We start from the raw sequence: 17,811 nt of genomic DNA, 5'->3' as shown, positions 1-17,811 counted from the left end.
TCATTCCTGTGCATGCGACAGCCTCGGCCCGGACCCGTCGCAGCCTCGGAGCGTTTCCCGCACCAGACAAAGGGAGCGGGGGCCGATGGCGAAGCGCAAGGCGAGTCAGCGCGCGACTGTGGTGAGCGAGGAGAGCGTGGCGCCGCTGGTGCCGCCCGGTGCCCTCGCGGTGGCGCTGCTCGAGCTGCGCGACAAGGGCCGGCCCCTCATCCACGTCGCCCGCGATACCCGGCGGCTGGAGGAGCTGGCGGCGGTCCTGCGCGGGCTGGCGCCGGGGATCGGCGTCGCGATCTATCCGGAATGGGACTGCCTGCCCTTCGACCGCGCCTCGCCCTCCCGCGGCACGATGGGCGCGCGGGCCGGCGTGCTGCGCTGGCTCACCGACGCCGAGAACCTCCCGGACATCGTGCTCACCACCGCGCCGGCCCTGATCCAGCGGGTGCCGTCGCCGGAGATCTGGGCCGGCGCCCGGGTGGAGCTCGAAGCCGGCGACGCCCTCGATCCCGGCCGCCTGACCGCGGAGCTGCAGCGCCTCGGCTACATCCTCGACGACCGGGTGGACGAGCCGGGCGAGGTCGCGGTGCGGGGCCGCACCATCGACGTGTTTCCGGCCGCCGCGCCCCGGCCCTGCCGCATCGAGCATGCCGGCGGCACGGTGACGGCGATCCGCAGCTACGATCCGGTGTCGCAGCGCTCCCTCGACGAGGTCGGGACCCTGGTGGTCGATCCCGCGACCGAGATCATCCTGCCCGCCGAATCCCCCGTGCGCCTGCGGCCCTTCACCGGCCAGGAGCACCAGCTCCCCATCCTCTACGGCACGCTCACCACGGTGCTCGACTACGTGCCGGAGGCCCGGCTCGTGGTCGAGGCCGGGGCCGAGGCCCGCGCCGACGCCTTCTTCGAGCAGATCGCCGAGGGCGCGGCGAGCGAGGTGGGGAAGCGCGGAAAGGCGGTGCCGCTCTACCTCTCCGCCGCCGAGTGGAAACAGGCCCGCGAGGCCCGCGAGGTGGCGCAGGCCAGCGACGCGGAGGCCGATGCGGTCGCCGTGCCGGCCTTCGTGCGCGAGCGCCGGCCGGGCCCGGCCTTCTCGGCCTACCTGCGCGAGCGCCTGAAGGCCGGCGAGCGCGTGGTGCTCGCCGGCGACGCGACCGCGCTCAAGCGCCTGTCGCGCCAGGCGGCACGGGCGGGCGAGCGCAGCGTCCGGCCGGTCGCCGACTGGTTCGAGGCCGCCGCCGCGAGGGCCGGCGAGATCGTGGCGCTGACCGCCCCCCTCGATGCGGGCTTCCGGGTGCCGGACCTCGCTGCTACGGTCATCGCGGCGCCGGACGTCTATGGCGGCACCTCGGTCAAGCCCGGCGCCGGCCGGCCGGTGATCCTGCCGATGGGCGAGGTCGACCTGCGGGTCGGCGACGTCGCGGTCGACCGCGACCACGGCCTGTGCGTGTTCGAGGGGCTGGAGCGGATCGGCACCGGCGACGGCGGCGACACCGAGGCCCTGCGCCTGCGGTTTGCCGGCGACGCGATCCTGATGGTGCCGGTCTCCCAGGCCGACCGCATCTGGCGCTACGGCTCCGAGGAGGAGGCCGTCACCCTCGACAAGCTCGAAGGCGGCACCTGGTCGAAACGCCGGCTGACCACCGAGGCCGGGCTGGCGCGGGCCGCCCGCGCGATGCTGGCGGCGGCCGAGGAGCGCCGCAACGCCAAGGCCCCCGCCTTGGTGCCGCCGGAGCGCGAGATGGAGCGCTTCGGTGCCGGCTTCGGCTTCCCGCTCACGCCCGACCAGGCAAAGGCCGTCGACGGCGCTCTCGCGGATCTCGCCGGCGAGCGGCCGATGGACCGGCTGGTCTGCGGCGACGTCGGCTTCGGCAAGACCGAGGTGGCGTTGCGCGCCGCCGCCGCGGCGCTGCTGGCCGGGAAGCAGGTCGCCGTCGTGGCGCCGACCACCGTGCTGGTGCGCCAGCATCTGCGCACCTTCGAGCGGCGCTTCGCCCGCTTCGGGATCGAGGTGGCGCAGCTCTCCCGCCTCGTCGCACCGGCGGAGGCCAGGCGGGTGCGCCAGGGCCTCGCCGACGGCACGATCCGTCTGGTGATCGGCACCCACGCGCTCGCCGGACGCGGGGTGACGTTCGCCGATCCCGGCCTCGTGGTGATCGACGAGGAGCAGCGCTTCGGGGCCGCCCTGAAGGAGCGCCTGCGGACCATGGCGGGCGACGCCCACGTGCTGACGCTGACCGCGACGCCGATCCCCCGCACCCTGCAATCGGCGCTGGTCGGCCTGAAGGCGCTCAGCGTCATCGCGACGCCGCCGGCGGTGCGCCAGCCGATCCGCACCGTCCTCACGCCCCTCCACGACGACACCCTGCGGGCGGCCCTGCTGCGCGAGAAGGGCCGCGGCGGCCAGAGCTTCGTCGTCTGCCCGCGCATCGAGGAGATCGGCCCGATGGCCCAGCGCCTGACGGCGCTGGTGCCGGAACTCGCGACCGTCGTCGCCCATGGCGAGATGAAGCCGGCCGAGCTCGACGAGATCATGGTGCGCTTCGCCGACGGCGAGGGCGACGTGCTGCTCGCCACCTCGATCATCGAGAGCGGCCTCGACGTGCCGCGGGCCAACACCATGCTGGTCCACGATGCCGAGCGCTTCGGCCTCGCGCAGCTGCACCAGCTGCGCGGCCGGGTCGGGCGCGGTCAGCGCCGCGGCGTCACCTACCTGCTGACCCGGCCCGACCGCGAGCTGCCGCCGGCGGCCGAGAAGCGCCTGCGGACGCTCGAGGCCCTCGACCGCCTCGGCGCGGGCTTCGCCATCAGCGCCCGCGACCTCGATCTGCGCGGTGCCGGCGACCTCGTCGGCGAGAACCAGGCCGGCCACGTCAAGCTGATCGGGCTCGGCCTCTACCAGCACCTGCTGCAGCTGGCGCTGCGCGCCGCCAAGGGCGAGCCGGCGGAGGATTGGGCGCCGGAGATCCGCCTCGGCCTCGCCGGCGACGTGCCGGAGGATTACGTGCCCGAGCCCGAGGTGCGGCTCGGCCTCTACACCCGGCTCCTGCGCCTCGGGGCGGCGGAGGAGGTCGAGGCCCTGCGCGGCGAGGTCGAGGACCGGTTCGGGCCGCCGCCTGCCGGCGTGCGCGCCCTGTTCACCCTGGCCCACCTGCGGGTGGCGTGCCTGGCGCTCGGCATCGCCCGGCTCACCGGCGGGCCGCAGGGGCTGGCGGTCGATTTCCGGCCCGGCTGCGCCCCGGCGGCGATGCCGCTGACCGACGAGGTCACCGCCCGCGACGGGCGCCTCATCCTGCGCCGCCCCTGCGACGACCCCGACCGGCGCGGCGAGCTGGCGGCCGAGTTCCTGCACCTCATCCAGGAGGCCCGCGATATCCAGGGGCCCGCGACCGTCAGGGCGGAGGGGTGACACGTTCCGGGCCGGGATCTCATCCCGCGCCCGGAACGATCGGCCAAGGCCAAGGTTGACTCCCGTGCCCCGGACCGGGGCCGCCGACGAGCCGCGCCGCCATGGATAGACACGACCCGGACCGCCTGCCCGAGAGCGCCGCCCCCGACGAGGATTCCGGCGGGGCGCCGCCCGAGGACATCGTGCTGGAGCCCCTGGCCGACTTCCCCCGCATCGACCTGCGCACGCCCGGCGAGCCGTGGGAGAAGCGCCGCGCCGCCGGCAAGGCCCTGCGCGCCAGGGTTCCGCATGACGGCCACGGTCCGGTACCCCTTCCGGAGGACCGGCCCGACCCGGTGGCGCTGATCGAGGCGGCTCAAGCAGGGCGCCAGGAACGGCTGATCCCCCTGCGGGTCGCCCGGATGGCGAGCTCGCCCTTCGCCTTCCTGCGCGGCGCCGCCACGGTGATGGCCTGGGACCTCGCCCGCACGCCGACGAGCGGCATCGACGTGGTGATGAACGGCGACGCCCACATCTCGAATTTCGGCCTGTTCGGTACGCCGCAGCGCGACATCGTGCTCGACCTCAACGACTTCGACGAGGTCACGATCGGCCCGTGGGAATGGGACCTGAAGCGGCTCTGCGCCAGCATCGAGGTCGCGGCCCGCGACCTCGACGTGCCTCAACCGGAGCGCCGCGAGGCGGTGATCGCCGCGACCTACGGCTACCAGCACACCATGACCGAGCTGGCGCCGCAGGGCCCCCTCGACGTCTGGCACCGGGCGGCCCGGGCCGAGGAGCTGGATTTCAGCGGCATCGCCATCGACGACGAATCCCGCGCGGTCGTGGACCGCGCGGTCGAGAAGGCGCGCAAGCGCCACAACAAGAGCCTGCTCGCCCGGATCGGCGAGCGCCGGGTCGATGGCGGCTGGCGCTTCCGCCAGGAGCCGCCGATCCTGACCTGGGTCGATGCCGACACCCGCGAGGCGGTGACCGCCGGATTGGAGCGCTACGCCGAGACCCTGCCGCGGGAGCGCCGCTTCATGCTCAGCCGCTACCACGTCGTCGACGTCGCCCACCGGGTCGTCGGCGTCGGCAGCGTCGGCACCCGGGCCTACGTCGCCCTGCTCTGCGGCAACTCGGACCAGGACGTGCTCTTCCTCCAGGTGAAGGAGGCGGTGCGCCCCGCCCACGCCCCCTACGTCGCCGGCATGCCCGAGCCCTATGCCTCGCACGAGGGCGAGCGGGTGATCTACGGCCAGCGCCTGCTCCAGGCGGTCGGCGACCCGCTGCTGGGCTGGACCACCATCGACGACCGGCCCTTCTACGTCCGCCAGATGAAGAACATGAAGGGCGAGATCCCGGTCGGCTGCATGCGCGGGCAGCCCTTGGTCTACTTCTCCTGGGCCTACGGCGCGCTGCTGGCCCGGGCGCACGCCCGCACCGGCGATGCCGCGGCGATCGCCGGCTATTGCGGCCGCGACCGCCACGCCGACTTTCGCGAGGCCCTGGCCGATTGGGCGCGGGCTTACGGCGACCGGAATGCGGAGGATCACCGGTCGTTTCTGGAGGCGATCGCGGCGGGGCGGCTGGAGGCGGCGGAGGATCCGGAGATGTAGGGTCCGAGCCCGACCAGCCCGGTGACGGCAGGGCTCGATGGAAGGCGGCCCTCGACTGCCGTTCTTCAATGGGGTCCGGAGGCGCCTCATCAGGACCGGACGGCGCTTCGGAATGCCGCTGACAGCGCCGCGAGCCCATCGCGCGCCGGCCCATTGTGAATTCTCGTGTGCAGGAGGATCGGCAGGCGGGGGATTTCCGGTAGCCCAAGCTTCGCGCCCACCTCGACGACGCCGAGTGGCAGCATGCGTGGGGCGAGGGCGGCCACGCCCAGCCCCGCCGACACCGCGGCCGCTACGGCTGGGACGCTGCCGACGAAGGTCTCGGTCCAAGGAATGCCGGCGCTGTCGAGGAGACGCCCGGCCATGGCTCTTACGCCGCACGGTTCGGGCGACATGGCGAGCGGCAGAGGTTCGCCCCCGCGCGGATGCCAACCGGGGCCGGCGAACCATCCGAGGTTCTCCTCGGCCAGGGTCTCGCCGTCATCCCGGCCGACATGCGAGCGGGCGATGACAGCATCAAGTTCACGCCGATCGAAGCTTTGCAGCAGCTCGCCGGACGAGCCGATCCTGACTTTGATGACGAGTTGCGGGTCCTGGGCATTCATCCGCGCGATGAGAGCCGGCAGATCGGGGCCCGCGACATGGTCGCTGACGCCGATCGCGAGACGCTGTCGGGTCTCGCTGAAGGCGGCCAGGGCGCGATCGTGCGCCTCAACAAGGGCGCGGGCACGTTCCCAGAAGATCACGCCGTCCGGCGAGAGTTGCACGTAGCGCGGTGTCCGTTCGAGCAATTGGTGGCCGAGCCTGCGTTCGAGCCGCTTGATGCGGAGGCTGACCGCTGCCTGCGTCGCCCCTGTCGCCTCTGCGGCTCGTGTGAAGCTGTTCAGCTCGACGACGTGGATGAAGGCGCGCACGGCATCCAGGTCGAGTGATGGGGGAGTCATAACGTACCCTTATTACTGAAATTAACGCTAATAGCATATCGTTATTTCTCGGCCACGGCTACATATTCGCTGTGCAACGGGAGTTCATTCATGCCATTTATCTTCGTCTCAATGCGCGTTGGGAAATCAAAATTGTATAGGAGGGCGATCTTGGATGGCCTCTACCTTGCAATGCGGGAGACTTTCAGCGTACCGGAAGACGACCAATTCATGACAATCACTGAACATGACAACGACAGCTTTCGATACGGCGTGAATTACGGTGGGATCGATCGGAGCGATGATGTCATCTTTATCCAGATTAGTGCGATGAATACGAGGTCCATTGAGCAGAAAAAGGCGCTGTACCGCCGAATCGTCGAAAATCTTGGTGCGAATCCCGGACTACGTGAGGAGGATGTGTTCATCAACATCGTCGAGGGTGCCAGGGAGAACTGGTCCCTCGGTCGCGGCCTTGCGCAATATGCGTAATACCGACGGCCGTTGAAAACGACTTTTGGTATTGGTCTCGAATTTTCGACGCCCCGCCTCTGGCTCGGGGCTGGAATTCGAGATGGCTTACTAAGGACCCTGTCGATCTCGGGCCTGCCCGAGATCGAATAGATGCATCAGCATCTCGGTCCGTTAGTATAAGGCGAATCGAAGAGAGGGCTAGGCCGTTGCCCGCTCCGTCAGGCACCGCCGATACAGCGTGCTCCTGCTGATCCCGAGGCTGCGCGCCGCCCGGCTGACATTGCCGCCATGGGCGGCCAACGCCGCCCGCATCGCCTCCTGCGCGAGGGTGTCGAGGCGGCCGGCCTCTTCTCGCTCCCGCCGGGGCGCCGGGGCGGGCACGGGGCGGCAGGCCACTCCCTCGGGCAGGTCCTCCGGCCCCAGCACCTCCCCCGCCTCGGCCAAAGCCGCCAGCGCCTTCAGGCACGCCGCGAGCTGGCGCAGGTTGCCGGGCCAGGCGGCCTCGGCGAGCGCCGCTTCGCAGGCCGGCGACAGGGTCACGGCGCGGGACGGGCCGTCGGAGCGGGCCCACAGGCCGCGCACCAGGGCGAGGCGGTCCGGCCGCTCGCGAAGAGCCGGCAGCCGCACCCGGTAGGGGGCGATGCGGTAGAAGAGGTCGGCCCGAAAGGCGCCGTCCTCGACCATGCGGGACAGGTCGCGGTGGGTGGCGCAGATCAGGGCGAAATCGACCGGGATCGGGCGGGTGCCGCCGACGGGCAGCACCTCGCGCTCCTGCAGGGCCCGCAGCAGGCGCGATTGCAGGGCGAGCGGCATGTCGCCGATCTCGTCGAGGAAGAGCAGGCCTCCTTCCGCCTGGCGCAGCAGGCCCTTGGCGCCGTGGCGCGCCGCCCCCGTGAAGGCGCCGGGCTCGTAGCCGAACAGCTCGGCCTCGATCAGCGTCTCGGGCAGCGCCGCGCAATTCACCGCCACGAAGGCTTTTTGCGAACGCGCGCAGGCCGCGTGGGCGGCGCGGGAAAACACCTCCTTGCCGGTGCCCGTCTCGCCCTCGACCACCACCGGGATGCCGGCATCGATCAGCCGTACGGCCCGGGCGAGAAGCTTTTCGGAGGTGGGATCGAGGATCGGTGCGTCGGGATCCGGCGCTTCGGGGGGCTGGCGGGTCGGCTCGGCCGGCAGCCGGCGCCGCATCGGCGCCGGCGCGCCCTGGAGCCGGCCGAAGAGCGGCGCGCCGCCGGCATCCGTCAGGGAGAGCGGTCCGGGCGCGAGGCCGCCGCCATGGCTGCCCGCGTGCTCGGCGCCGAGGTCGCCCCAGGACAGGCCGAGCAGCGCCAGCCCGTGCCGGTTGGCGCCGACGAGGCGACGGCCCTCGAAGACCAGCACGCCCTCGCGCGGGGTGCCGAGGAGCCCCGCGTCGCGGTGGAGCCGCAGCACCTCGCAGCCGGCCGGCACCGTCTCGAACAGGCGATGCTCGATGGCGGCGACCGCGAGCCCGACGAGGCCGAGGGCGTGGCCCTGGTGGATCGCCGCCGGTCCCGTCAGGTCGAGGACGCCCAGCACCGTGCCGTCCGGGCCGAGGATCGGCATCGCCGCGCAGCTCAGGATGCGGTGCGGCTCGAAGTAATGCTCGGACCCCCGCACCTCGACCGGGCGACGCTCGATCAGCGCCGTGCCGATGGCGTTGGTGCCGGTCAGGCTCTCGTTCCAGGGCACGCCGGGGCGGAGCGCGACCTGCGCGGCGCGGCCGGCGAAGGAATCGCTGCCGAGGGTGTCGAGGATCAGCCCGTCGGCATCGGTGAGGATGACCAGGCTCCCGGTCGCCCGCGCCTCGGCGTGCAGCGCCTCGATCTCGGGCCGGCAGCGTTGGCGCAGGGCCTCGCTGCGGTCGAAGGCGGCCCGCATCTCGACGGCACTCAGCGGCTCGACCCTGGGGCGCTGCCCGAAATCGAGCCCGAGGGCGGCGCAGCGCTCCCAGGAGCGCAGGATCGGCGGCGGCGGCTCCGCCGCCCCCGGCCCGAAGGCCTGACGTCGCGCGGCGAGCAAGGTGCGGGGCGTGGTCACACGGCTCTGCATGCGCGGCTCGCCTCCCTGTGTGCCGACGCCCGGGCGGGGTGTCGCTGTTTGCGACAAGTGTCGCAGGTGTCGCGCGCCGGATCCAGCGCGGCGGCGGCCGGGCGGGGGCGGAATTTGGTCGAAGGCCGCAGGGCGGGGCGGCGAAACCCGATCGCGATCAAGGGCTTGCCGGAATCCGGCCGGCCCCGGGGCGGGGATCGTCCCCCGGCTGGCACGCTGGCTGCCGAGTGATTGCCGCCACGCCCCGCGAACGGGATCAGTGGGAGGAACGCATGAACAAGCCGGAAATCTTCGCCGAGGCCAAGACCAAGTCGCCGTTCTCGGCCCGCTACGACAACTTCATCGGCGGCCAGTGGGTGGCGCCGGTGGCGGGCCGTTACTTCGAGAACACATCGCCGATCACCGGCGGCGTGATCTGCGAGGTCGCCCGCTCGGACGCGCAGGACATCGAGCGGGCGCTCGACGCCGCCCACGCCGCCAAGGAGGCCTGGGGCCGCACGGCGCCGGCCGAGCGCGCCCGCATCCTGCTCAAGATCGCCGACCGGATGGAGGACAACCTCGACCTGATCGCGCTCGCCGAGACCTGGGACAACGGCAAGCCGATCCGCGAGACCACCCACGCCGACATCCCGCTCGCCATCGACCATTTCCGCTATTTCGCCGGCTGCGTCCGGGCGCAGGAGGGCTCGCTCTCGGAGATCGACCACGACACCGTGGCGTATCACTTCCACGAGCCGCTCGGGGTCGTCGGCCAGATCATCCCGTGGAACTTCCCGATCCTGATGGCGGTCTGGAAGCTGGCGCCGGCGCTCGCCGCCGGCAATTGCGTGGTGCTCAAGCCCGCCGAGCAGACCCCGGCCTCGGTGCTGCTGCTCGCCGAGCTGATCGGCGACCTGCTGCCGCCGGGCGTGCTCAACATCGTCAACGGCTTCGGCCTGGAAGCGGGCAAGCCGCTCGCCTCCTCGCCCCGCATCGCCAAGATCGCGTTCACCGGCGAGACGACCACCGGTCGCCTCATCATGCAATACGCCTCGCAGAACCTGATCCCGGTGACGCTGGAGCTGGGCGGCAAGTCGCCGAACATCTTCTTCTCGGACGTGGCGGCCGAGGACGACGACTTCCTCGACAAGGCGCTCGAGGGCTTCACCATGTTCGCCCTCAACCAGGGCGAGGTCTGCACCTGCCCGAGCCGGGCGCTGGTGCACGAATCGATCTACGACCGCTTCATGGAGCGGGCGATCAAGCGCGTCGAGGCGATCACCCAGGGCTCGCCGCTCGATCCCGCCACGATGATCGGCGCCCAGGCCTCCTCCGAGCAGCTGGAGAAGATCCTCAGCTACGTCGATATCGGCAAGCAGGAGGGCGCCGAATGCCTGACGGGCGGCGCCCGCGCCGTGAAGGAGGGCGAGCTCGCCGGCGGCTACTACATGCAGCCGACGGTGTTCCGCGGCCATAACCGGATGCGGATCTTCCAGGAGGAGATCTTCGGCCCGGTCCTGTCGGTCACGACCTTCAAGGACGATGCGGAGGCGCTCTCCATCGCCAACGACACCCTCTACGGCCTCGGCGCCGGGGTGTGGACCCGCGACGGCAGCCGCGCCTACCGCTTCGGCCGGGCGATCCAGGCCGGGCGCGTCTGGACCAACTGCTACCACGCCTATCCGGCCCATGCCGCCTTCGGCGGCTACAAGCAGTCCGGCATCGGCCGCGAGACCCACAAGATGATGCTGGATCATTACCAGCAGACCAAGAACCTGCTGGTCAGCTACTCGCCGAAGAAGCTCGGGTTCTTCTAAAAGACCTGAGAAACGATGCAGGCGCGGGATCCCCTCTCCCGCACCGGGGAGGGGAGACCCGCGCCGATATCGTCATGGTCATTCTCTCATCGCTCCGCGTCTCCTCGCGCCAAGGACGCCCCATGACCGTACCCCCACCCCGCGTCGCCGCCACCCCGGCCGCCCTCGACCTGATCGCGAGCTTGCGCGCCACGCACGGCGCGATCCTGTTCCATCAATCCGGCGGCTGCTGCGACGGCTCGGCGCCGATGTGCTTTGCCGTCGGCGATTTCCTCATCGGCGACGGCGACGTGCATCTCGGGGCGATCGGCGGGGCGGAGTTCTACATCGGTGCTCCGCAATACGAGGTCTGGAAGCATACCCAGCTCATCGTCGACGTGGTGCCGGGCCGCGGCGGCATGTTCTCGCTGGAGAACGGCTCCGGGCACCGCTTCCTCCTGCGCTCGCGGGTGTTCAGCGAGGCCGAGCGCGCGGTCCTGACGGCGTGAGGCCGTGGCGGGGCCGGCTCGCCCCGTGCTAAGCGCGGGGCAGTTCACCCGGAGCCAGGCCATGCCGACCCTGACCCATCTCGACGCCGCCGGCGCCGCCAACATGGTCGACGTCACCGACAAGGCCGCGACCGACCGCGCCGCCCGCGCCGAGGGCCTGGTGGTGATGAACCGCGAGACCCTGCGGCTGATCCGCGAGGGCGACGCCAAGAAGGGCGACGTGCTCGGCACCGCGCGGCTCGCCGGCATCATGGCGGCCAAGCGCACCCACGAGCTGATCCCGCTCTGCCACCCGCTGCTCCTGACCAAGGTGCGGGTCGAGTGCGAGCCCGACGAGACCCTGCCGGGGATCCGGATCACCGCGGAGGTGCGGGTGCAGGGCCCGACCGGGGTCGAGATGGAGGCGCTGACCGCCGTCTCGGTGGCGTGCCTCACCGTCTACGACATGGTCAAGGCGGCCGACCGCTTCATGCGGGTCGAGGGAATCCGGCTCCTGCACAAGAGCGGCGGCCGCTCGGGCGTGTGGCAGGCGGATCCCCAAATGGATCCCCGCGCGGAGTCCCCGGAGGCGGGCCGGTGAGCGCGCTCCTCCCCGTCTCCGAGGCGCTGGCGCGCATCCTGGCGGGCGCGACGCCCGTCGAGCCCGAGACCGTCGCGATCACGAAAGCCGCCGGCCGCACCCTGGCCGAGGACGTGCGGGCCCTGCGCACCCAGCCGCCCTTCGCCACCTCGGCGATGGACGGCTACGCCGTGCGCGCCGCCGACGTCGCCGGGGCCTCGCCCGAGGCGCCGGTCCGGCTCACCGTCACCGCCACCAGCGCCGCCGGCCACGGCGCGAGCGGGCCGGTGGGGCCCGGCGAGGCGATCCGCATCTTCACCGGCGCGCCGCTGCCCGAGGGCGCCGACACGGTGGTGATCCAGGAGGATACCGACCGCGAGGGCGACGCGGTGCTGGCGAAGGCCGGCAACCCGCCGGGCCGCCACATCCGCGGCAGCGGCCTCGATTTCCGCGAGGGCGACCGGCTGCTGGGCGCCGGCGAGCGCCTCGACGGCTGGCGGGTGGCGCTGGCCGCCGCCGGCGGCCATCCCACCCTCAGCGTCCGGCGCCGGCCCCGCGTCGCGGTGCTCGCCACCGGCGACGAGCTGGTGCGCCCGGGCGAGCCGGCTGCCTGGGACCAGATCGTCGCCTCGAACGGGCTGGCGCTCGCCGCCATGGCCGAGGAGGCCGGGGCCGAGGCGATCGATCTCGGCATCGCGGGCGACAGCTTCGCGGCCCTCGAGGCGGCGATCACCCGCGCCCGCGATGCCGAGGCCGACCTTCTCGTGACGCTCGGCGGGGCCTCGGTCGGCGACCACGACCTCGTCCAGTCGGCGCTCGGCCGGCAGGGGCTCGATCTCGGCTTCTGGCGCATCGCGCTCCGGCCCGGCAAGCCGCTGATGCACGGCCGCCTCGGGCCGATGGCGGTGCTGGGGCTGCCCGGCAACCCGGTCTCGTCGGTGGTCTGCGGACTGCTCTTCGTCCAGCCGCTGATCCGGGCGCTGCTGGGCGATCCCGAGGCCGGGGCCGACCGCAGCGAGCCTGGGTTGCTCGGGCGCGACCTGCCGGCCAATGACGGCCGCCAGGACTACATGCGCGCCGCCCTCGACACCGCCCCGGACCGGCTCCCGGTCGTCCACCCGGCCGAGCGCCAGGATTCCTCGATGCTCTCGGTGCTCGCCCGCTCCGAGGCGCTGCTGATCCGCACGCCCCACGCGCCGGCGGCCCGGGCCGGCGATCCCTGCCGCATCCTGCGGCTCGACAGGGGACTGTAGCCGGTCCCCTGCGGCCTCGTCGCGCGTCCGCGGTCAGTCGTCCGACGGCTTGCCGCCGGTCTTGCGGTCATAGGCGGTGATCGCCGCCCGGCACTGGGGCGAGAGCCTGGCGCGGTTGCGCGCGAAGCAGCGCTCGACCTCCGGGCTGTCCGGGTCGGCCCCGGCGCAGAGCTTGAAGTAGTCGCCGGCACAATTCATCTGCAGGCCCTGATCGTCCCGCTGGGCGAGGGCCGGCGTCACCGCCAGGATCGTCAGGAAGGCCGCGGTGGCGGCGGGCGCACGAAGCGACTTCGGGTTCAAAGCGTCATCCCCGCTGGAGAAGAGAACCACCTAGGTTAGGTGTCCCGGGCCGGCGGACAAGCGCGGCCAGGTCACACAGGCGAGGGGAGTCGCGCAGGGGGTGGACGCGCGCCGGCCGGACCCCGCATCGCTTGCCTCGCGAACCGTGGATCCCGGGCGGTCCCGCGGAGGTTCCGACCGAGGGCGAATGAGCGTGCGATGCGATCTGGTATAGTCAAGCTGGTGCTATACCGCCGCGCTCGGATTAAAGTTCGCTGAATACCGTTTTCAGATCGCATTAAAATCCACGGCTTTATTGCGGCGCCAACGAAGCAAGAGGCGGCTCACGATCGGGCGCGCCGCGGCTCCGGCAGGCATTCCGTCCGCCGGGGCGCGGCCCCGTCAGCCGCGAGGCAAGGCGGCGATGCGCGACGACGAGATCGACACCGACGCTCCGGCCGGACCGGAGCCGAGATCCCGCGGGCGGCCCGACGCCCGGGGCGAGCTCGATGCCGGCACCCGGCGCCGCCTCGGCCGGGCGTTGCGCGCCCACTATGCCGACCTTCTGAGCGCTCCGGTGCCCGAGCGCTTCGCCGCGCTCATCGCCGGGCTGGAAGCCGCATCGGCGGCGGACGCCGCCCCGGCCGAGAGCCCCGACGCCACCCCCGGATTGGAGGATGCGCGATGACCGGCATGATGAAACCTGTCGATCCCGAGATGCGCGTCCTGCTGCTGGGCGCGATCCCGGCGTTACGCGCCTTCGCGTTCTCGCTGACCCGCGACCTCGACCGAAGCGACGACCTGGTGCAGGAGACCCTGGTGCGGGCCTGGACCAAGGCCGACAGCTTCACCCCCGGCACCAACCTCTACGCCTGGCTGTTCACCATCCTGCGCAACCTGTTCTACTCCGAGCAGCGCAAGCGTAGGCGCGAGGTCGAGGATGCCGACGGGGTGATGGCCGGTCGCCTCACCGCCCTGCCGGACCAGGAGGCGCGGGTCGAGCTCTCGGCGTTCCAGGAGGCGCTGAGCACCCTGCCGGCGAGCCAGCGCGAGGCGCTGGTGCTGGTGGGGGCGCAGAACTTCACCTACGAGGAGGCGGCCGAGATCTGCGGCGTCGCCGTCGGCACGATCAAGAGCCGGGTCAGCCGGGCCCGGGTCCGCCTGATCGAGCTACTCGGCATGACCGGTCCGGACGACATCGGCAGCGACGGCGCGACGCTCGCGGCCATGAGCCATCTCTGATGGGCCACCCGTGTTGGGGCGCGGGCGGCCCGGGATGGGGCGGCGCGGGCCGCGCCGCCCCATCCCGATGCCGCAGCCCTGGAACCGTCCTTCGCCCCACGGGGTTTCGATGACCCAGCGGTAAACCGGCCCCGCCGCCGGCCGCGCCGCGCCGCCGTCGCGTGATGGAGTTGGTCCCGATGCCCCGCCCCTACGAAACCGTCGCGGACGCGATCCGCACCGCCCGCGCCATCGTGATGCAGGAAGGCAGCGCCCTCGCCGTGGCGGCGCGGGCCGGGGACGACGCCGCGGTCGATGCCGCGAGCTGCGACCTCGTCAGCCGCATCGCCCAGGCGATCCTCGACGCCGAGACCGAGGCCATGGCCCGCGCCCTCGTGGCGAGCGACGCCGTCCCGATGCGGCGGCTGAGTGCGTGAGGCCGCGGCCGCGACGCTTACCCGTTCTCGGCGACGCTGGCACCCTCCGACACCACCCCGGGGTTCCGCTGAGCGGCCCCGGGATGAGGGGGAGAGGTTGAGCTGTGACAGCCGGATCAATCCGCTCCGGCGATCCGCTCCGTCCTACGGACCCGCGCCCGTCACCCCCGCCCCCGCGGCGATCGCCGCCTCGTAGGCCGCGAGGCTCGGGGCCGTCGCCGGCAGGGCCGGGATCGCCACGTCGGCGAGCTGGCCGCGGGCGGCCACGAGCGCGTCGAGCAGGAGCGCGGTGTCGCGGGTGAACGGCAGCACGAGGCCGCCGCCGTCGGTGCGGATGCGCTCGGCCGGGGCGCCGGTGTCGAGGGCGACGACCGGGTAGCCGGCCGACCACGCCTCCGACAGCACGTAGGAATAGGTCTCGGGCCAGACGCTCGACAGGAACACGTAGTCCGGATCGGCCTCGGCGAGCAGGCGCGGCAGCTCCTCCGGACGGTACGCGCCGGTCACCGTCAGGGTGCCGAGCCCCTCGATCCGCTTCCGGTCGGCGACGCTGCCGATCACCGTGAAGGCGATTGGCCGGCGTTCCCGGGCCGCCCGCTCGGCCAAGGCCACGACGAGCTCGAAGCCCTTATGGGTGCCGATGCCGCCGACCAGCGCCACCCGGACGGCGCCCTTGCGCGGCCGGCGCGGCCGCCCGGGGGCGGCGTCCGGCGCGACGTCCGGATGCGGCACCACCGCGATGCCGGTGAGGCCGAGGCGGCGGGCGTAGCGCGCCGCGGTGTCGTGCGAGGGCGCGACGAGGTGCCGGGCGCCGCGCAGGATGCGCTCGTTCGTCGCCAGCCAGCCGTCGAGGCCACCGCCCATGAGCGCGTTCTGGTCGCCGTAATCGTAGGTGACCCCTCGCGTCGTGCAGTGGCGGCAGACGTCCGGCGGCGGCTCCTCGCAGTAGAAGTCGCGCCCGTCGACCAGGTGCACCTTCGGACAGTACCATTGGTAGTCGTGGAGCGTGACGACGTAGGGCCAGCGGCCGGAGAGCAGCCGGTCGAGGAAGGCCGAGTCGTAGCCGAAGCGCGCATCGAGATGGAGGTCGACGGCGACGCCCCGCGCCTCCAGCGCCTCGAGGAGCCCGAACAGTTCGTCCGGCTGCAGGGACAGGCGCGCGCCGGCGGCGTCGAGGGCGAGCGTCAGGTCGCTCGTCGGGCTCCCGGCCAAAGCCGGTGCGAGGGTGCCGATCTCGTGGTCCGGCGCCCGGGCGAGGCCGGCGACCTGATCGACGTAGCGCGCCGCGCCGCCGCCGAGCCCGTGGCCGACATGCAGGGTCAGGCGCCGCAGGCGCCCGGCGAGCAGGTCGCCGAGGACGGCGTTGCGCAGCGGGCGCAGCGGGTCGGCGGCGATGAAGGCGTCGACCTCGTCCTGGTACTCGGGATACAGGGCGACGAGCCGGTCGTGGTTGTGCTCCAGGATCGCCAGCCGCTCGGTCTTGCCGAACGAGACCGAGCCCTCGTGCTCGACGTAGGTGTCGGTGGCGGCGACGTGGATCCAGCCGAGGTCTCGGGCCGTCAGGCACCAATCGACCTCCTCGCAATAGCCCCGGCCCCATTCGGGCGAGAGCGCGCCGACCTCGTCGAGGGCCTGCCGGTTCAGGTAGAGGCAGAAGCCGACCCCCGTCGGCAGCGTGACGGGCAGCGGTGCCGCCGCTTCGAGGGCGGCGTCGATCGCCGCCGGCCCGAGGCCGAGGAGGGGCGCTTGCGCCTCCGGCATGCCCGGGAAGCCCAGGATGGTGGCGTTGTTCGACAGCGGCGTGGCGCTGGCGATGCCGGGCCCGCGGTGGCAGGCGCGGGCCAGCTTCTCCAGCGCGCGGGGCGCCAGCACCGTGTCGGCATTGACGAGGACGCAATCCTCACCCGGCTCCAGCAGGGCGAGGCCGCCATTGACCGTGCCGATGAAGCCGAGATTCTCGCGGTTGCGCAGGACCGTCAGGCCCGGATGCCCGGCCGCCGCGAGGTCGTCGAGGTACCGGGTGACCTCCCGGTCCGGCGAGGCGTCGTCGATCACGAGCGCCCGCATCCGGCCGGGGCTGAGCTGCGGCAGGAGCGAGGCGAGGCAGGCCTTGAGGTCGGACAGCCCGTTATAGACCGGCACGATCGCGCAGGCCGGGGGCGGCGTGCGGCCGGTCTCGGGAAGCGGCTCGGGCGCCGCCGGCTCGGCGACGACGAGGCGCGCGCCACCGCCGGGCCGGACCGCCGCGACGAGCCGGTCGCGCAGGGCCCGGCGCTCGCCGAGCGACGCCGACGGCGCGTTGGGCAGCAGCAGTGCGCGGGCCTCGGCCCGGGCGAGCTCGATAGTGCCGCGCAGGTGGCCGATCACCTCGCCCGCGCCGACCGGGCCGACCGCCAGGTCGGTGCCCGGCTTGAGGAGCCCGGGCGGGAAGGCGAAGGCTGCCGAGCGGCGGCCGAACCGCTCCAGCAGGTCGGAGCGCGGATGGGTCTCGACCTGCGCCACCTCCCGGCCGTTGCGGACCGCCCGGATGGTGGTCGGCCGGTCCGGCCCGGCGGCGTCGAACACCCAGCCGGTCACGCGGCTCGGCGCCTCGACGTGGAGGCTGGCGCGCAGCCGCGGGGCGTAGGCCCCCAGGCTGACGACGGTATCCCCGGCCCGCACGCCGATCGTGTGGGGCTGCCCGTCGAGGGCCCAGGCCGGCAGGGTGAGGCGGAAGCCGTTCCAGCCGCCCTCGCGCCCGCCGAAGCGCAGCTCCGGCCGGTAGATCCCGGGCCGGACCGGATCGCCCTCCAGGCCGTCGACGACGAGGTGCACGGCCGGCAGCGGCGCGGACGACAGCGACGAGACCCAGCCCGCCAGCACGCCGCCGACGATGCCGTCGAGGTGGATCGCGTGATGGCCCGGTCCGATCGCGATCCGCTGCTGCTCGGCGCGGCCCGGCTCGGTCACCGTCAGCCGCAAGCTCGCGGTCGTGTCGAACAGGGCCGGATCGAGGGGCGCGTGGAGGTAGGGGGTGCCGTCCTCCATGAAGCGGCGGTCGAAGGAGAGATCGTGCTCGCGCTCCCCGCCCTGGGCCAGGGTGAGCCCGGCCGCGTCCGGATCGGCCTCCGGATTGAGGGCGACCAGGATGCCGCAATTGTAGGCCCGGGCCCAGGCGACCGGGCCCGGGGGGGGCACGAACCACTGGCGCCCCGTCTCGGCGAGGCGCCGCGCGCGTTTGAGGATCGTCACGTCGCTATTGACCGCACACAGGAGGGAGCCGCCGGCGCTGGCCGGAGGCCTTTCTTCCTCCTAGCCGAGACCGGGGCCG

General features: G+C 72.8%; 14 protein-coding genes. 10 read left to right on the top strand and 4 right to left on the bottom strand.

Translation table 11 applies throughout. From position 1 onward, the window contains the following. Positions 1–85 precede the first annotated feature (85 nt). The gene (locus G4G93_RS07785) at positions 86–3,403 is read left to right on the top strand and encodes a helicase-related protein (RefSeq protein WP_165082847.1); all 3,318 of its coding nucleotides are present in this window, start codon (positions 86–88) and stop codon (positions 3,401–3,403) included. 101 nt (positions 3,404–3,504) lie between these two features. After that, positions 3,505–5,001, top strand: coding sequence for a DUF2252 domain-containing protein (locus G4G93_RS07780; protein WP_165082845.1), 1,497 nt, complete (start codon positions 3,505–3,507; stop codon positions 4,999–5,001). An 89-nt stretch (positions 5,002–5,090) separates the two neighbouring features. On the opposite strand, the gene G4G93_RS07775 is transcribed toward G4G93_RS07780, so the two are convergent. Beyond that, on the bottom strand, positions 5,091–5,915 hold the full coding sequence (locus G4G93_RS07775; protein ID WP_409513820.1) for a LysR family transcriptional regulator: 825 nt from the start codon (positions 5,913–5,915) through the stop codon (positions 5,091–5,093). A 120-nt stretch (positions 5,916–6,035) separates the two neighbouring features. Between G4G93_RS07775 and G4G93_RS07770 the strand changes: the two genes are divergently transcribed. Further along, positions 6,036–6,416 carry a tautomerase family protein gene (locus G4G93_RS07770; RefSeq protein WP_165082841.1) on the top strand — a complete coding sequence of 127 codons (381 nt, stop codon included), beginning with the start codon at positions 6,036–6,038 and terminating at the stop codon, positions 6,414–6,416. Positions 6,417–6,596: 180 nt separating this feature from the next. Here G4G93_RS07770 and G4G93_RS07765 read toward each other — a convergent pair whose 3' ends face one another. After that, complete coding sequence (locus G4G93_RS07765) at positions 6,597–8,468, bottom strand: sigma-54-dependent Fis family transcriptional regulator (protein WP_165082839.1); 1,872 nt, start codon at positions 8,466–8,468, stop codon at positions 6,597–6,599. Positions 8,469–8,740: 272 nt separating this feature from the next. On the opposite strand from G4G93_RS07765, the gene adh reads away from it, so the two are divergent. The 4 genes from adh to glp all read left to right on the top strand — a co-directional run bounded on the left by adh (position 8,741) and on the right by glp (position 12,564). Further along, positions 8,741–10,264, top strand: a complete 1,524-nt coding sequence (gene adh, locus G4G93_RS07760; protein ID WP_165082837.1) for an aldehyde dehydrogenase — start codon at positions 8,741–8,743, stop codon at positions 10,262–10,264. Between the two features lie 122 nt (positions 10,265–10,386). Beyond that, on the top strand, positions 10,387–10,752 hold the full coding sequence (locus G4G93_RS07755; RefSeq protein WP_165082835.1) for a DUF779 domain-containing protein: 366 nt from the start codon (positions 10,387–10,389) through the stop codon (positions 10,750–10,752). Between the two features lie 61 nt (positions 10,753–10,813). Next, positions 10,814–11,332 (top strand): cyclic pyranopterin monophosphate synthase MoaC, encoded by a 519-nt coding sequence (gene moaC, locus G4G93_RS07750; protein WP_165082833.1) that lies wholly within the window; start codon positions 10,814–10,816, stop codon positions 11,330–11,332. Then, a complete protein-coding gene (gene glp / locus G4G93_RS07745) occupies positions 11,329–12,564 on the top strand; it encodes a gephyrin-like molybdotransferase Glp (RefSeq protein WP_165082831.1) in 1,236 nt (411 codons plus the stop codon). The genes moaC and glp overlap by 4 nt, the downstream gene beginning before the upstream one ends. Before the next feature lie 33 nt (positions 12,565–12,597). Here glp and G4G93_RS07740 read toward each other — a convergent pair whose 3' ends face one another. Beyond that, positions 12,598–12,894, bottom strand: coding sequence for a hypothetical protein (locus G4G93_RS07740; RefSeq protein ID WP_312891790.1), 297 nt, complete (start codon positions 12,892–12,894; stop codon positions 12,598–12,600). A 373-nt stretch (positions 12,895–13,267) separates the two neighbouring features. Here G4G93_RS07740 and G4G93_RS07735 point away from each other — a divergent pair, with 373 nt between their 5' ends. The 3 genes from G4G93_RS07735 to G4G93_RS07725 all read left to right on the top strand — a co-directional run bounded on the left by G4G93_RS07735 (position 13,268) and on the right by G4G93_RS07725 (position 14,501). Next, entirely contained in the window at positions 13,268–13,531 is a 264-nt protein-coding gene (locus G4G93_RS07735; protein WP_165082829.1) for a NepR family anti-sigma factor, read from the top strand. Between the two features lie 8 nt (positions 13,532–13,539). After that, positions 13,540–14,085: a sigma-70 family RNA polymerase sigma factor gene (locus G4G93_RS07730; RefSeq protein ID WP_165083220.1), complete on the top strand. Its 546-nt coding sequence runs from the start codon at positions 13,540–13,542 to the stop codon at positions 14,083–14,085. A 179-nt stretch (positions 14,086–14,264) separates the two neighbouring features. Next, on the top strand, positions 14,265–14,501 hold the full coding sequence (locus G4G93_RS07725) for a hypothetical protein (RefSeq protein ID WP_165082718.1): 237 nt from the start codon (positions 14,265–14,267) through the stop codon (positions 14,499–14,501). Positions 14,502–14,645: 144 nt separating this feature from the next. Here the strand turns inward: G4G93_RS07725 and G4G93_RS07720 are convergent, their stop codons facing one another. Then, positions 14,646–17,732 carry a glycosyltransferase gene (locus G4G93_RS07720; RefSeq protein ID WP_165082827.1) on the bottom strand — a complete coding sequence of 1,029 codons (3,087 nt, stop codon included), beginning with the start codon at positions 17,730–17,732 and terminating at the stop codon, positions 14,646–14,648. Between the last annotated feature and the right edge of the window lie 79 nt (positions 17,733–17,811).

Origin of the sequence: Methylobacterium sp. DB0501 (assembly GCF_011043735.1) — a bacterium.
In the GTDB taxonomy this organism is placed as follows: domain Bacteria; phylum Pseudomonadota; class Alphaproteobacteria; order Rhizobiales; family Beijerinckiaceae; genus Methylobacterium; species Methylobacterium alsaeris.
This window is presented reverse-complemented; position numbering and strand designations above follow the sequence as displayed.